This is a genomic window from Photobacterium sp. DNB23_23_1 (assembly GCF_052873815.1).
In genome coordinates this window covers 39,625-55,325 of sequence record NZ_JBNNXT010000020.1, presented here as the reverse complement: position 1 = coordinate 55,325, position 15,701 = coordinate 39,625, and the positions used below count along the sequence as shown (strand labels likewise).

The following is a 15,701-nucleotide window of genomic DNA, read 5'->3' as shown; positions in this document are numbered from 1 at the left end:
ACCAATCGAGATAAAACCTGATCAGCGTTACCCGTTACATAGATGGAATGTCTGATATCTCCTAAATCCTTTTGAGTTCAAAAATAAAAGGCCAGGTACTAATAGTATCTGGCCTTTTATATATCTACCACCTCAAGTCGCAGATTTTGTTAGTATTTTGTATTTATCACTACGTTTGTCGAGCCACCTAAAGAAATGACGTCACTCTGACCATACCAATCACCGTTACGGGTCATCACATTACCATCGGTATCGATACGGGCTTTGATGATCATATCCTGCAGCGAGGTCATTGGACGCTCAGGGATCATGCTGTCATTGTCATCCAAAGTCAGGGTGAACGGAAACGCAGAAATCGGTACACGTCGTGCTGCCACTGGCATTGGCGCACCATCAGCCGAATGAACAGAAACAAAGACCAAGCCTTGCTCTGGCAGTTCAACGGATGGGTCAAGCTCTACCGTTACCGACACTGAGGTTGCGGTGTTCTTGCCACGATCGAGCTGGGACTGAGCACGAGCAATACTACGGTCAAGCATTTCTGCACGCGGGTCATCGGTTCCGATGATCTGCTGCATCATGCTCCAGTAGTTAATCGCCTGCTTGAAATCACCACTTTCAAACGAGTCGAAAGCCAATAGCGACAGTGCTCGGATGTTGGTGTGGTCAACACGCAGCACACTGCGAAGCAACAGACGAGCACGCTCACTCTGTGCCGGATCACCAATCATCATCAGTGTCTGGCCGAAGCTCAGCATCACTTCAGGGTTGCTTGGTTCCAGGCGGTAGGCACGGTTCATCGCATCCTGAGCGGTCTCGGCATCACGGTTAGCCATGCCAATGCGGCCCAGCAACAACCAGCCTGTCGCATCATCAGGATTGTCATGAAGACGGGTACGTAATGCCAGCGTCAAATCGTCCATCTCTTGGTCGCTGAGCGGATTTGACTCATCCATCAAGCGCTGAGAGAGATCTGGCAAGCGGGTTACGGTCTCGTTCCATGCTTGGACTTTATCCAGACTACCGACCTTCATGTACATACCAAAGCTCACACCAACAAGCAGAATAAGCCCAGGGATCAGCATGGTGGTGCTGACCTGGGTTTTCGTCTGCTCGGCATTAGCTGGTACATCATCCAGTAGCGACTGCTGTAGTTCAACCACGAGTTCGTCTTTGTTTTCAACCAAGCCTTCGCTGCTTTCTTCTTTCAGTTCGTCCATACGGTCTTTGAAGAAAGCTTTGTTCAGCTCATCACGGCTGGCGACTTCATCTTGCTCTTTGCCGGTATACATTGGCACGACAAAAATAACCATCGCGACCAGTACCAAGAGGGCGGAAATTACCCAAAACATCGTCATTATTTCACCTTACCGTCTTGGTTAGTCTGCTTGGAAACGTCAACTGCATCAGTGCCGATTTCCGTCATCAGGGCTTTCAAGCGATCTTGTTCATCGGCTTCTAGCTCGGTGTCAGTCACTTTTTCTGTGCTTTTGCGCGAGCGCATCACCAAAATGGAAAAGCCAATAACGATAAAGAGCAAAGGACCTAACCACAGGATCAGGGTTGATGCCATCACCGGTGGGTTGTAGGTGACAAAGTTGCCGTAACGGGCAATCATGTAGTCCACCACATCCTGCTTGCTTTTACCTTCTTGAAGCAATTCGTAGGTTTTCTGACGCATGTCTTGCGCCAGAGCAGCATTCGAGTCAGCAATGTTGTTGTTCTGGCATTTAGGGCAACGCAAGGTTGCCGCAAGCTCCTGAAAATCCTTCTCCTGCTGGGCAGAATCGAAATCGTACACATCAGTCAATGCCAGGACCGGCACTGACGTTGTGAGCAACATCGTTCCACCAAGCACCATCGCCAGTGCCAAAACAGGACCAGTAAAAAACTGAGCCATTCGACGAGAAATAGTCATTATCCCTGCGCCTCCTCAATCAAGGCTTCGTACATCGGTTTCAATGTCTCGTTCCAATTACGGTCGTTGACATCACCGACATGGCGATAGCGAATAATACCGCTGGCATCAATCAGGAAGGTTTCCGGTGCGCCGTAAACGCCCAGATCCATCCCCAACATGCCATTGCCATCAAACAGGCTGTGCAGGTAAGGGTTACCCAGCTCATTCAACCAACGAACGGCTTTTAGGCGCTCATCTTTATAATTGAGGCCAATGATCTTCACCCCTTCGCTTGCTAGCTGGTTAAGGTAAGTGTGCTCGGCGTAACATGTCGGACACCAGGTCGCCCATACATTAAGAAGCAATGGCTCGCCGATGAAGATGTCCTGCTCGTAGAGCCTGCCAGCTTCAACCAAGTCTTCCAGCTTGAATTGAGGAACAGGCTTGCCGACCAGTACCGACTCCAATTTGGTTGGATCATCACCGTCTGCATTGCGGGTCAGCTGGATCATGAACATCACAACCAACCCAAGGAAAAGGATCAGTGGAATAAAAAGTAACTTCTTGTTCATCAGTTTGCCTTCGCCTCCTGCTTCGCTGCTGACGGTTGTTCTTTCTCTGCCTTCTTGCGGAAGCGATAGCGCTTGTCACTAATAGCAAATGCCCCGCCCAGTGCCATCAAGGCCGCACCAAACCAGATCCAGTTAACAAACGGCTTGAAGTAAATACGGACTGCCCACGCACCATCGGTTAACTTCTCGCCCATCGCCACATACAAATCGCGAGTCACACCGCTGTCGATCGCCGCTTCCGTCATCATTGAGCCAGCAACAGAATAGAAACGCTTTTCGGCATGCAAGGTCGTTACACGCTTACCGTTGCGGGTAATGTTGAAGTCTGCAATGTAACCGTCGTAGTTAGGACCGTCGGCATCACGCAAGCCAGCAAAGTGGAAGTCATACCCTTGAACCTGTACGGTCTCACCGGGTGCCATTCGTACGTCACGTTCGATATCGTAATTCGACACCAAGGCAATACCAATGACGGTAACCGCCATACCCATATGGCCGAGTACCATCGCCCAGTGACTACGGCCAAGTTTACCCAGGCCAGTCAACAATGTGTGGCGGTGGGTCGCACGCTCATACAGCTCGAAGCCGTGCATAACAATGATCCACACAGCCATCGCCATACCAAGAACCGCCATTGGCTCAAGTACGTCGGTGAACAGCCATACCGATAGGAAAGCAAATGGAATAGTGACAATGGCAGAAATGGTCATCTGCTTACTGATGCTAGAAAGCTGATCGCGCTTCCAGCGAACCAAAGGACCGATACCCAGAATAAAAGCAAACGGGATCATCAGCCAGGTAAACAAAGTATTGAAGAACGGCACACCAATCGATACCGAGCCCAAACCAATTTGTTTGTGGACCAGAGGAAGCAAAGTACCAATCAGTACCACAAGCAGCGCTGCGACCAACAACAGGTTGTTCGCCAGCAATAGATTCTCGCGAGAGAATAAGCTGTAGTTACCACGAGAGCGGATCTGCCCGCCACGAAGGGCGTAAAGCAGTAATGAACCGCCGATGACCACTACCAAGAAGCCAAGGATGAACATGCCTCGTGCCGGATCGGATGCAAACGCGTGTACCGATACAAGTACGCCAGAACGAACAAGGAAAGTACCCAATAAGCTCAGAGAGAATGCAGAGATAGCCAGCAGTACCGTCCATGCTTTGAACGTACCGCGTTTTTCTGTCACCGCCAGCGAGTGCATTAGAGCTGTACCGGCAAGCCATGGCATGAAGGACGCATTTTCAACCGGATCCCAGAACCACCAGCCACCCCAGCCAAGCTCATAGTAAGCCCACCATGAGCCTAGTGCGATACCCAAAGTCAGAAATGACCATGCAGAGATTGTCCAAGGGCGAGACCAACGCGCCCAAGCGGTATCAAGACGGCCTGTCATCAATGAGGCAATCGCAAAGGCAAACGCGACCGAGAAACCAACATAACCCATGTAAAGCAATGGCGGGTGAATGATCAGACCCGGATCTTGCAAAAGCGGATTCAAATCACGGCCATCAACAGGGAAGAAAGGCAGCGTGCGCAGGAATGGGTTAGACGTTGCGATAATAAACAGCAAGAAGCCAATCGCAATCATCCCCATCACAGACAGTACGCGCGCCAGTGATTCCAGCGGCATACCACGACTGAATACAGCAACCGCAACGGCCCAGCCAGCTTGGATCAATACCCAAAGCAGCAACGACCCTTCATGACCACCCCATACCGCCGATAAGCGGTAATACCAAGGCAGCATGGAGTTTGAGTTACTGGCAACATAAACCACGGTAAAGTCATTGATATAAAATGACCAGCTAAGGATGACAAACGACACCAGGATCATGCCGAAAATACCATATGTTAACGGCCGGGCCATTCGCATGAGTGCCTGGTTCCCCACGGACGCGCCGTATAGGGGATAAATGCTGACTAGGATGGACAATCCCAGTGCAACAATCAGGCTAAAGTTGCCTATTTCTGCAATCATTATTGAGCACTACCCTGCAATTGTTCGTCGGTATATTCAAGCGGTGCGTGTGTTTTCTCCATCGCTTCTGCTACCTCTGGTGGCAAATACTCTTCATCGTGCTTCGCCAATACTTCATGAGCATGAATGGTCGTCGCATTGATCAATTCGCCCTGAGCGACAATACCCTGCCCTTCACGGAATAGATCCGGCAAAATACCGTCATATTGAATCGTTACTGCCGGGCCGACATCAGCGACATCAAAGGTTACCTGCAAAGACTGAGGGTCACGAACGACTGAACCTTCAACCACCATACCGCCAATGCGCAAGCGCTGACCGACTTCTGGTTTACTCCCGTCTTTCTTGCCATGGACAAGCTCAGTCGGGGTATAGAACAGATCCATATTCTGGTTTAGTGCATACAGCAGCAACCCAACGGTTGCACCGAGGCCAACTACCAACGCCAACACCAAGGTCAGGCGCTTTTTACGTCTCGGGTTCATAATGTGTTCTCCAGTTTTTCAGCTTCTTTAATGCGCTTTTCACGCGCAATCTTATTCTTGATTTCGGCCGCTAGGCGGCGTTTGGTATTCAGGCTTGAAATCATCAACCACAGCAAGGCGCCGAAAGAGATCCCGTAGGCGCTCCACACATAGGGGGCATATCCGCCCATCGCCAAGAAGTCACTAAAAGAGTCAAAATGCATAATGGCCTCACTTCATCAGGGCACGCACCCAAGGGCGGTGGCTTTCACGGGCAATAATTTCGTTACGCAGACGCACCATGGTCAACGCACCAAAGAAACAAGCAAAACCAATAATATTGAGCAGCAGCGGCCACAACATGGTGGTCGCAATTGATGGTTTAGCAAACTTGGTGATCGTGGCGCCTTGGTGAAGGGTATTCCACCACTCTACCGAGAAATGAATAATGGGAAGGTTAATCACACCGACAATTGCCAGAATACCGGCCGCTTTACCCGCTGTTTTCTCATCATCGAAGGCATTGTAAAGGGCGATTACCCCCAAGTAGAGGAACAGCAGAATTAATTCTGAAGTCAAACGGGCATCCCATACCCACCATGCGCCCCACATCGGTTTACCCCATACCGCACCTGTCAACAGGGCAATCGCAGTAAACACCGCTCCAATCGGCGCCATGGCAAGGGCTGCCATGTTCGATAGGCGGATCTGCCACACCAAGCCGATAAAGGCCGCTATCGCCATCGACATGTAAGCGCCCATCGACCAAATAGCCGAAGGAACATGCAGGTAGATAATACGGAAACTGTCACCCTGCTGATAATCCGTCGGGGCGAACATCAGTCCCCAAACCGTACCAATCAGAAGGGATAACAAAGCGATGATTGAAAACCAAGGCAGTAAGGTACCGCACAAACGGTAGCAGTTCTCAGCTTTCGCGTAGGGATGTAACCACTTCCACATAATTCTGCTCTACTCAATTTAATAATAATTACGTATCAAAACAACACTTGGCTCAAAATCCAGTCCAGGCTCTGCCTAAGGTGTTACTTATCGTTTTGACGAATATATACCTCGTCTACCTTGGTATAAGCGTCTGGTCTAAAAGGCTTTATAACTCCCATCATCCAGAATGCAGCGCCAACCTAAATACTCCTTAAGGGTTAATAAACTGGCTATCGTCGGCTTCCTTGTTCTTGCTCAAATTGTCTCATGAGATCCATTCTCGTGAGACAGGACGAATCTTAGTTAATTGTAATCAGTTATTGCACACTTATGCGTAGTGAAGCTGCGACAGCGAAGGGAGAAAGTGTCGCCGACGCCACCAGCATCGCTCCCATCAGTGCTAGCTGACCGTTATATGGCACGCCTAAACTGGCAGCATCAATCGCAGAGGTCGCGAATATAAGCACTGGAATATAGAGCGGCAATATGAGCAAACTCAATAAAACACCTCCTTTGCGCAACCCTACAGTAAGAGCGACCCCAATCGCCCCCAGAAAGCTTAACGTCGGTGTCCCTATAAGTAGGGTCAAGACCACCGCCTTCCACGTTTCCCACTCAAGTGACAATAATATTGCCAACAACGGGCTGATCAAAATCAGGGGTAATCCGGTAAGCATCCAGTGCGCCAGCATTTTAGCAAAGGCCAAAATCGACAGCGGTGTTGGCATCAACAACATCTGTTCGAGTGAACCATCAACAAAATCATCACGGAACAAGCGCTCCATCGACAATAAAGCAGCCAATAGCGCAGCAACCCACACAATCCCCGGTGCAATTCGTGCTAATAGATTTGGCTCAGGCCCGACACCGAGTGGAAAAAGAGTGATAACAATAATGAAAAACCACAGCGGGTTAAATATCTCGGCCTGACGACGAAAGGCGATCAGAAGCTCACGACGTATAACATGGTATATCGCATTCATCTTCTGTTACCGCCCCAACTTAATTTTTCGTAGCTGATCACTGTCCGTGAACATATCTTGGTGGGTGGTCAATACGACAATTCCACCTCGTTTGGCATGGGCAAGGAACAGACCTTCCAGTACCTTCACCCCTTGCTTGTCAATCGCGGTCAACGGCTCATCCAATATCCACAATTTGTGATTACTCAGCCATAACCTTGCAAGGGCAACCCTGCGTTGCTGGCCTGCCGATAGTTGCCCGGCAGGTACATCTTCACGCCCGGCCAAACCAACTTGGGCTAATGCCTGCCACAAGGAGTCTTCACCAGACACCTGAGGCGTGCCCGTTAGATCCGATTGCTCGTTACACAGGTGCATCGACTGGAAGTAGGCCAAGTTCTCAAACGCGGTCAACTCCCGCTTCACGCCGGTCTGGTGACCCAAGAACAGCAGTTCCTGATGGTAATCTTCTCGTGCCGACTCGATGTCCTCATCAAGCCAGCAAACCCGCCCGTCATCTGCATGTCCAAGCCCTGCCAAGATCCGCAACAACGTCGTTTTACCGGCACCATTATGACCTTCTATCTGAACCAGCTCACCCGACGAGACCGTGAAACACAGGTCTTCAAACAATACCCTTTCGTCCCGGGTACAACTTAACTCTTCAACAGACAACATAAAAATGATGCATCCTAGGTGCCACAATTTGACTCGCATAATATCACAGCGTCCCACCCTGTTGTTAGAGAGCAGAGGCTGTAATTGTGACTTCCATACTGAGCTTAACCCAAGCACATATATTCCAACTGCCACTCACTGCCAGAGTGGACAAGCAGGTAATAAAAAAGTGCCACAAGAAGTTTTAAAAATAGCAAAAGCTGTAGCTAACCGCACACTTTCATCACAAGTCACTATTTTTAAGACAAAACGACATCAATTCCATTCTCGGCGCGAATTTTATTGATATTAACAGTTGTGAATACAGTGAAAAGAGTGCTTACAAGTTAAGGGCGGGGTGATGGTGATGGTGATGGTGATGTAAGACTCCCTTGACTTACTTGTAAGTCAAGGGAGTAGCTTAGGTTTAAAAGAATTAGCTTTGCTGCCTACCGCCGTGAATGGTGCATTTGCTGAAGCCGTAGCAGTAGCTCTGCTTCTGCTTTTGGCAGGTCGCACTCATTCATCAGCTCGTTGACGTCTGCACCCAGTTCGACCATTTTACTGGCGCGGCTGTACAACCGACTATCGGGATCCTGCATTGCCAATTCGCCTTGGCGATCAGACAACTCTTCCAGATGCCGTGCCATATCGCCCAGCTTCTGACTCATTCCCATGGTGCCTGCACGCAGTTCGTTAAATTGCTTAACCAAACTTTCCTGCTGCTGGCGGGCATTTTTCAATACCAGCTCCGTCGCTGCAAACTTGGCCTCAAGGGCCTGACGGGCAAGACGCTCACGCCTTACCATCAGCCATGCGACCACAATAGCCAACAACGACAAGGCCAGCGGTAACCATTGCAACAACACTTCAAGCATTATAGGTACGCCATCTCGTCCCATTCGTCATCTGATAATAGCTTATTGAGATCGACCAAGATCAGCAACTGGCCATCACGGTTACTCACACCCTGAATAAACTTGGCGCTCTCTTCCGTGCCAACGCTTGGCGTGCTGTCAATTTCAGAGCTGCGTAGGTAAACCACCTCCGCTACGCTATCAACCAGAATACCAATCACCTGCTTTTCAGCTTCGATGATCACAATGCGGGTATTGTCTGAGATCTCACCTGGCATCAAGCCAAAACGAGAACGAGTGTCGATAACCGTCACAACATTTCCGCGCAGGTTAATAATACCCAGAACGTAATCAGGCGCACCCGGTACTGGCGCAATTTCAGAATAACGCAGCACTTCACGCACCTGCATCACGTTAATACCGTAGGTTTCATCTTCCAGTTGGAAGGTCACCCACTGCAGGACTTGATCGTTGCTGTCTTCTTTTTGTATTTCAGCGACACTCACCTGTGACATGCTGTTTCCTCTTTGATCTATTTTTCTGCATTCAACGCGTTAGCGCCTGCGATGAACAGGAGCCTAACATGATTGCCTAAGTTTGGTATTAACATCTAATCCTGCTTTGAGCATCGAAATTAGCTCACTAACATGAATTAGCGCACACATTTTTTCTTTTACCATGCCCGCTAACCAAGGCCGCTTACCGGCTTTCTCGCGCCAGCGAACACTGTGTTGGGATAAGGTTTCGGTACCAAGCAAGGCATTGCAGGCCAGTCCCCACGAACTCTCGCCCAAGACCACCACATACTTATACTGTTCGCGGTACTCTTCGCCCTCAAGTTTATCGGGCATTGCCCAGCACGCAGTATCAACCACATTAAGCTGGTGATCGCGGCTGCTCATCAGCCCTAAATACCATACTGGACGACCAAGCAGGCTGTTCATATCGCCAAGTTGATGGATCCCACCCAGCTCGGTCAGCGGTACTGCAAATGTCACCCCGTTGACTTCAAAGAACAGCGCCTGAAAGTCATTGCCCTTCTGTACTTGCTGTGTCCACAAATCAGGCGGCAGATCTTCTCCGGCCTGCGTCTCAGCTAAAGTCTCTTCAATCGTCTCATCAACAGGTGCTTGAGGCGAAACAAGAGGCTGTTCATGCGCCTGTTCGTGCGCCATAACCTGTTGCCATTCATCAGCTAGCTCGTCGTCGATATAACGATGTTCCGCGTTTGTTTGTGGAACGGCATCTTCGACTACATCGCCTTTTACATCGCTTTTTACATCGTCGTTTTCGGTAAACGGGTTATTCCGGCTGACCTGATTCAACAAACGCTGAACGTTATCCAGCACTGGCGATGGCATACTGCGCTCGGGTTGCTCCGTATTATCGTCCAAGCTGGCAAAGTCGAATGGCTTGGCTACCGGTATTAGCGTCTGCTGCGGCTCAGGGCTCAGTACCCCAGCATCTTGAGATAGCTGACAACCTGGCCTGGGAGCCTCTTCAGCGGTTACCTCACCGCCGGATTGTGAAACCGCATCGGTACAGGGCTCGCAATCTTTTTCGAGGCGGGCCTCGGCGAGGTCGATGTCAGCTTGCTGCAGCGCAGGTTCAAAGGCAGCTTCTGGCTCTGGCTCTGGCTCTAGCAGTAAATCAACAAAATAATCTTCCAGCGCCTGAGTGCTGGATAAACGGCTGTTATCGGTCATCCTGTTGCAGGCGCCCCAAATAATTCAATAGCGTTTTATACGCAAAAACCCCACGGCTACTGCGTGAGTAAAGTGACGGTGGCATATGTTTGATACTCGCATCTCGGAACTTAGTATCGATCGGAACGGCCGATGCCCAGACTTGCTCAGGGAAGCGCAGTTTCAGCTCCTGCAGAGTCTGCAGCGATGCCCTCGTCCGTTTGTCATACATGGTGGGTACAATCGTGACCTTAAACGGCGAGCGACGTGATTTTTGCATGATATCCAAGGTGCGCATCATCCGCTCAAGGCCTTTCATTGCAAGAAACTCGGTCTGCACCGGAATCAAGATACGATCACTGGCTGCCAGCGCATTGACCATCATGACCCCGAGAATAGGCGGGCAGTCAATCAATACGTAATCATAGTCGTCAGCCAAACACTGCAGCGCTTTTCTAAGCACCAGCCCCATACCACCGCGATTACCCATCACCCTGTCCAGGGTCGCCAGCGACATATGGGCAGGGATAATATCGATGTTGTTGAACTGGGTGCGCAGGATCACCGGTTTGACTGTATCACGCTTGATCTCGGTTAATTGGAACAAATCAAACAAACTGGCAGGTACACCATCGGCGTCAAAGTTCAGGTATGTGGTCAGCGATGAATGTGGATCGGTATCCACCAGCAAAACCCGCTTGTTACGCTCGCTCAGCAATCCCGCCAGAGCGACAGTGGTCGTGGTTTTGCCCACGCCCCCTTTCTGGTTAGCAATACTCCAGACTATCAAGGTACACTCCCTACGCGAGCCCAAGCTCTACCGTAATACGCTCGGCAATACGCTCCAGCGGTAGATCTTCTGACGAGATCCCCGCCTTGGCTACCGCCTGAGGCATGCCGTACACGACACAACTGTCTTCATCCTGCGCCCAAATCGTTGCACCGCTGCTTTTAAGCATTCGTGCACCTTCTCGGCCATCGGCACCCATGCCGGTCAATACCATAGACAATACTTTGTCATGATAGATCTTGGCGGCAGAGCCGAATGTCACATCGACACACGGCTTGTAATTCATTCGATCACCGCCATCAATAATACGCAGTCGTGCCGAGCCCGGACGGCCGTCCAGCATCATCTGCATCCCCCCCGGCGCAAGATAAGCCATACCCGGTTTAAGGACATCGCCATCTTGTGCTTCCTTAACACCAATTTTGCATAGGTTATCGAGCCTAGCAGCAAAGGCGGCGGTGAAAGTCGCAGGCATATGCTGGATAAGTACAATCGGCAACGGGAAGTTTGCTGGCAATGCGGTGAGGATTTTCTGTAGTGCTACCGGGCCACCGGTCGAGGTACCAATAGCTATCAACTGATACTTTTTGCCGGAAGCCTTGAAACGAGCCGCTGGCTTGGCCACAGCAGGACGAGCAGCAGGCTGACGCAAGGCGGATAACTGAGCAGATGGCTTTGCACTTTCCTTCGACCGCACGCTTCTGCCAGCCAACGTATTACGCGCCGATAAGGCAGAGGCAGGCGCACGGGTTGACTCACGAGAGGAGTCGAGGGAAGATTCACGCCCTGCTGCTGTTGCTGACATTGCAGAACGTACCGGACGGCGCATGAAGACTCGCTTGCGGGCGAGTTCTGTCACCCGCTTTTGCAGCTGGCTAATCGCTTCATCCCGGTTACGGGCGATATCTTCAAACTTCTTCGGTAGAAAATCCAGCGCCCCAGCATCAAGGGCATCAAGCGTCGCTTTCGCCCCTTCGTGAGTCAGCGAGGAGAACATCAAAATCGGCGTCGGATTGGCTTGCATGATTTCACGCACAGCGGTGATCCCGTCCATCACCGGCATTTCAATATCCATGGTGATCACATCAGGTTGAATACGTGCCGCCATCTCAACCGCTTCCTTGCCGTTGATTGCATTGCCGACCACTTCCAACCTTGGATCAGCATTGAGAATTTCACTCACGCGCCGGCGGAAAAAGCTTGAATCATCCACCACCAATACTTTTACTGCCATGTTAATTTTATCCTGTAGATGACAAACCTTGCGCCTTTGAACAGGCTTTCTATGAGTTTGTTTAACGGCAATGGCTTCCCATAAATAGGGAAGCCATTTGGCCTTATTATTGTTTGATTAACGGCTAGCGTAGTGCTTAAGCAGATTAGGGACATCGAGGATCAAGGCAATATGGCCATCGCTGGTAATCGTCGCACCCGCCATTCCCGGCGTCCCTTGCAACAACTCATCCAACGGCTTGATCACCACTTCTTCCTGGCCAATTAAGGTATCAACCACAAAGCCAATTCTCTGGTGACCGTTCTGGACAATCACCACATGGCCATGGTCACGCTCGCGCTGCTGTACACCGGCGCCCGATAACCAGTCTTGTAAGTAGAAGAGTGGGATTGCCTTGTCGCGCACAATAATGGTCAACTGACCATCGACCGTATTGGTTTTGCGCAAATCAAGGTGGAAGATCTCATTAACACTTGCCAGCGGGAGGGCAAAGGGTTGTTCAGCCACACCCACCATCAGCGTTGGCAGTATCGCCAACGTCAGAGGAACCTTGATATCAATCCGCGTGCCTTTACCCAGGGCTGAGTCAATCGATATTGAACCGTTCAGCTGGGTGATCCCGGTTTTCACCACATCCATACCGACACCGCGGCCAGAGATATCGGAGATCTCTTTTTTGGTCGAGAAGCCAGGGGCAAAAATCAGGTTATAACACTCGCTATCGGTCAGGCGCGACGCCGTATCGGCATCCATTACACCACGCTCAACAGCGATACCACGTAGCTTATCCGGATCCATACCGCCGCCATCATCCTCAATGGTCAGCAAGATATGGTCGCCTTCTTGGGAAGCAGACAGCAATACCGTCCCTACCCTTGGTTTACCCGCTTTCTCACGGATAGCTGGCATTTCAATACCATGGTCAACCGAGTTGCGTACCAAGTGAACCAACGGATCGGCAAGCGCCTCAACCAGATTTTTATCCAAATCGGTCTCTTCGCCGCGCATTTCCAGCACAATATCTTTATTGAGATTGCGCGCCAAGTCACGCACCACCCGAGGAAAACGGCCGAAGACTTTCTTGATTGGCTGCATCCGGGTTTTCATTACCGCACCCTGCAGATCTGCAGTGACCACATCCAGGTTGGCAACCGCTTTGGACATCTCTTCGTCATTCGTATTCAGGCCAAGGCTAACCAAACGGTTACGCACCAAGACTAGCTCACCGACCATATTCATAATGGTATCGAGCGTCGAGGTATCAACCCGCACCGTTGCATCGCCAGCTTTAGCCTTCTCTTTGCCAGCTGCCGGCTTAGCGCGTCGCTCAGCCACAGGCTGAGGGGCTGCGACCGGCTGAACGGCTGGCGCTGACACAGGCTGTGTTTGAGGCTGAGCGGGAGCCGAAACGTGAGGTTGCCCTTGAGCAATGCCATCACCCAGCATGTCGGCAACCGACTTGGTGGCCATGTCGAGTTCATCCTCGGAAGGTCCTTTGCCCACGCCATGAAGTTCATCCAGCAGACGTTCAAACTCATCATCGGTCATCAAGTCGTCATTGCCGCTCATGCCTTGAGCTGAACTCGCCGGCACTGGACTGACAGACGCTTGACTAACAGACTCTTGACTAACAGGGGCTTGATACACTGGAACTTGGTTGACTGGCTCATTCGTCACTGGCGAGCTGAAGTTATTGCTTCCGGGCGCGTTACCGGCACCGTGCAACTCATCGAGCAAACGCTCAAATTCATCATCGGTGATATCGCCACTTTCAGACTGAATTTGGTTGACGATATCAGTGTCTACAACAGGGGAAAGGGAAGCCGGTGCCGCCTCGTGAACGGTTACCACATCAGAAGGGCCTCGCCCTTTTCCGTGTAGCTCGTCAAGCAAGCGATCGAATTCATCCTGGGTAATATCATCAACAGAATCACCGGCAATGGCGACATCACCTGATGATGCGACAGCGGGCTCACTGACAGGTACAGCGGCTACCGGTGCCATACTTGATGCAGCCATAGCTGACTCGATAGCAACGTCAACGATTGCCTCCGGGCCGCTCATCTGGGCGCCACTGGCCATGGCCAACTCTTGCTCTGAGGGCGGTAGACTGAACCGGTGCAGGGCTTCGAGCAGCGACGGCTCAGCCGGCTCGACGGGCTCGCGTTCCTGAACCTGGGCAAACATCACGTTAATGGTATCCAACGCTTCGAGGATCACATCCATCAGCTCAGATGTGACGCTACGCTTGCCCGTTCTTAGTAAATCAAAGATATTTTCGGCACCATGGCAAGCGTCTACCAGCTCGGTCAGGGAAAGGAACCCTGCGCCACCTTTTACGGTGTGAAAGCCACGGAAAATCGCATTGAGTAGCTCCGAGTCATCCGGACTGCGTTCTAACTCAACCAACTGCTCCGAAAGCAGCTCGAGGATCTCCCCGGCTTCAATCAAAAAGTCCTGTAGGATATCTTCGTCTAAATCAAAGCTCATATTGTTCCCTTAAAATCCTAGGCTCGACAGCAGATCGTCAACGTCATCCTGAGAGGACATGACATTCTCGCGACTGTCGCTGTTGACGATAGGCCCTTCAGGAACAAGGAGCCGCTCTTCACGCAGCGCGTCGGTTCGGTCTTCTTGTTCCATGCCAAACGCTTTGAGAATTTCAACCAATTGATCTTCAACTTCATGAACCAGCTCGATCACCTTGCGAATGATTTGGCCGGTCAGATCCTGGAAGTCCTGAGCCATGAGAATTTCAGTCAACTGGGTACGCAGTATCGTGCTATCACTCTCGACCTGAGTGAGCAACCCGCTGATATCGTGGCAGAGCGACTTAAATTCATTAAGGGCAATCTGTCCACCCATCAAGCGCTGCCATCTTGGATAAACCTGTTGTAAGGTATCCCCGAGCTGATCTGCCACTGGTTGGATGCTATCGACAGCGTCCATGGTTTTGTTGGCGGCGGACTCGGTTTTGTCTATCACATAAGACAACCGGTCGCGTGCATCAGGGATTTCCGTTTTTGCTAAATCGGTAACACGGGGATCAAGGCGGAAATTAGCCAACGAATCATGAAGTTGGCGTGTCAACTTGCCCACTTCTTCATAGACGGGATCACGACTATCTGACACCAAACGGGTAAATAGTGTATTTGCGCCATCCTGATCGCTGGATTCAAGCAGACTGACAAGCTGTTTCGCCTGTTCGAGTGTAATCATTGTTATTATTGTCCTTTGATGCCCGAAAAGTGCTTTACTGCATACGCTCGAAGATTTTATCAAGCTTCTCTTTTAGCGTTGCGGCAGTAAATGGCTTGACGATATAGCCATTAACACCGGCTTGGGCAGCTTCAATGATCTGCTCACGCTTGGCTTCCGCGGTGATCATCAACACAGGCAGGTGCTTGAGTTCGGCATCGGCACGGATATGCTTGAGTAGATCAATACCCTGCATGCCCGGCATGTTCCAGTCCGTCACGACAAAGTCAAAACCGCCCTTTTTCAGCATCGGTAGCGCAGTCAATCCATCATCCGCCTCCTGGGTATTGTTGAAGCCCAGATCACGCAGCAAATTCTTTACGATTCGGCGCATTGTTGAGAAATCATCAACAATGAGGATTTTCATGTTTTTATTCAAAGTTGCCCCCACT

General features: G+C 50.7%; 17 protein-coding genes. All 17 read right to left on the bottom strand.

Going from position 1 to position 15,701, the window contains the following annotated elements; genetic code table 11:
* Positions 1-149: 149 nt before the first annotated feature.
* The 17 genes from ccmI to cheY all read right to left on the bottom strand — a co-directional run bounded on the left by ccmI (position 150) and on the right by cheY (position 15,676).
* Entirely contained in the window at positions 150-1,358 is a 1,209-nt protein-coding gene (gene ccmI, locus ACVA53_RS14080) for a c-type cytochrome biogenesis protein CcmI (RefSeq protein ID WP_255042199.1), read from the bottom strand.
* The gene (locus ACVA53_RS14075) at positions 1,358-1,843 is read right to left on the bottom strand and encodes a cytochrome c-type biogenesis protein (RefSeq protein ID WP_446505429.1); all 486 of its coding nucleotides are present in this window, start codon (positions 1,841-1,843) and stop codon (positions 1,358-1,360) included. Before ACVA53_RS14075 ends, ccmI begins: the two co-directional genes overlap by 1 nt.
* Positions 1,844-1,917: 74 nt before the next feature.
* The gene (locus ACVA53_RS14070; protein ID WP_255042197.1) at positions 1,918-2,472 is read right to left on the bottom strand and encodes a DsbE family thiol:disulfide interchange protein; all 555 of its coding nucleotides are present in this window, start codon (positions 2,470-2,472) and stop codon (positions 1,918-1,920) included.
* A complete protein-coding gene (locus tag ACVA53_RS14065; RefSeq protein ID WP_446505405.1) occupies positions 2,472-4,457 on the bottom strand; it encodes a heme lyase CcmF/NrfE family subunit in 1,986 nt (661 codons plus the stop codon). Before ACVA53_RS14065 ends, ACVA53_RS14070 begins: the two co-directional genes overlap by 1 nt.
* On the bottom strand, positions 4,457-4,942 hold the full coding sequence (ccmE, locus tag ACVA53_RS14060; protein ID WP_255042194.1) for a cytochrome c maturation protein CcmE: 486 nt from the start codon (positions 4,940-4,942) through the stop codon (positions 4,457-4,459). Before ccmE ends, ACVA53_RS14065 begins: the two co-directional genes overlap by 1 nt.
* Positions 4,939-5,145, bottom strand: coding sequence for a heme exporter protein CcmD (gene ccmD, locus ACVA53_RS14055; protein ID WP_107299346.1), 207 nt, complete (start codon positions 5,143-5,145; stop codon positions 4,939-4,941). The genes ccmE and ccmD overlap by 4 nt, the downstream gene beginning before the upstream one ends.
* 7 nt (positions 5,146-5,152) lie before the next feature.
* Positions 5,153-5,884, bottom strand: coding sequence for a heme ABC transporter permease (locus tag ACVA53_RS14050; protein ID WP_255042193.1), 732 nt, complete (start codon positions 5,882-5,884; stop codon positions 5,153-5,155).
* A gap of 299 nt (positions 5,885-6,183) precedes the next feature.
* Complete coding sequence (gene ccmB, locus ACVA53_RS14045; protein ID WP_107351426.1) at positions 6,184-6,849, bottom strand: heme exporter protein CcmB; 666 nt, start codon at positions 6,847-6,849, stop codon at positions 6,184-6,186.
* 6 nt (positions 6,850-6,855) lie between these two features.
* On the bottom strand, positions 6,856-7,506 hold the full coding sequence (ccmA, locus tag ACVA53_RS14040) for a cytochrome c biogenesis heme-transporting ATPase CcmA (RefSeq protein ID WP_255042192.1): 651 nt from the start codon (positions 7,504-7,506) through the stop codon (positions 6,856-6,858).
* 428 nt (positions 7,507-7,934) lie between these two features.
* A complete protein-coding gene (locus ACVA53_RS14035; RefSeq protein WP_255042191.1) occupies positions 7,935-8,363 on the bottom strand; it encodes a DUF2802 domain-containing protein in 429 nt (142 codons plus the stop codon).
* Positions 8,363-8,857, bottom strand: a complete 495-nt coding sequence (locus ACVA53_RS14030) for a chemotaxis protein CheW (protein ID WP_107299340.1) — start codon at positions 8,855-8,857, stop codon at positions 8,363-8,365. Before ACVA53_RS14030 ends, ACVA53_RS14035 begins: the two co-directional genes overlap by 1 nt.
* Before the next feature lie 63 nt (positions 8,858-8,920).
* Positions 8,921-10,048: a chemotaxis protein CheW gene (locus ACVA53_RS14025; RefSeq protein WP_446505404.1), complete on the bottom strand. Its 1,128-nt coding sequence runs from the start codon at positions 10,046-10,048 to the stop codon at positions 8,921-8,923.
* On the bottom strand, positions 10,038-10,817 hold the full coding sequence (locus ACVA53_RS14020) for a ParA family protein (protein WP_255042188.1): 780 nt from the start codon (positions 10,815-10,817) through the stop codon (positions 10,038-10,040). The genes ACVA53_RS14025 and ACVA53_RS14020 overlap by 11 nt, the downstream gene beginning before the upstream one ends.
* 10 nt (positions 10,818-10,827) lie before the next feature.
* Positions 10,828-12,051, bottom strand: coding sequence for a protein-glutamate methylesterase/protein-glutamine glutaminase (locus ACVA53_RS14015; protein WP_446505403.1), 1,224 nt, complete (start codon positions 12,049-12,051; stop codon positions 10,828-10,830).
* A 117-nt stretch (positions 12,052-12,168) separates the two neighbouring features.
* Positions 12,169-14,541: a chemotaxis protein CheA gene (locus tag ACVA53_RS14010; protein WP_446505402.1), complete on the bottom strand. Its 2,373-nt coding sequence runs from the start codon at positions 14,539-14,541 to the stop codon at positions 12,169-12,171.
* A gap of 9 nt (positions 14,542-14,550) precedes the next feature.
* On the bottom strand, positions 14,551-15,270 hold the full coding sequence (locus tag ACVA53_RS14005; protein ID WP_255042185.1) for a protein phosphatase CheZ: 720 nt from the start codon (positions 15,268-15,270) through the stop codon (positions 14,551-14,553).
* Between the two features lie 34 nt (positions 15,271-15,304).
* On the bottom strand, positions 15,305-15,676 hold the full coding sequence (gene cheY / locus ACVA53_RS14000) for a chemotaxis response regulator CheY (RefSeq protein WP_039467413.1): 372 nt from the start codon (positions 15,674-15,676) through the stop codon (positions 15,305-15,307).
* Between the last annotated feature and the right edge of the window lie 25 nt (positions 15,677-15,701).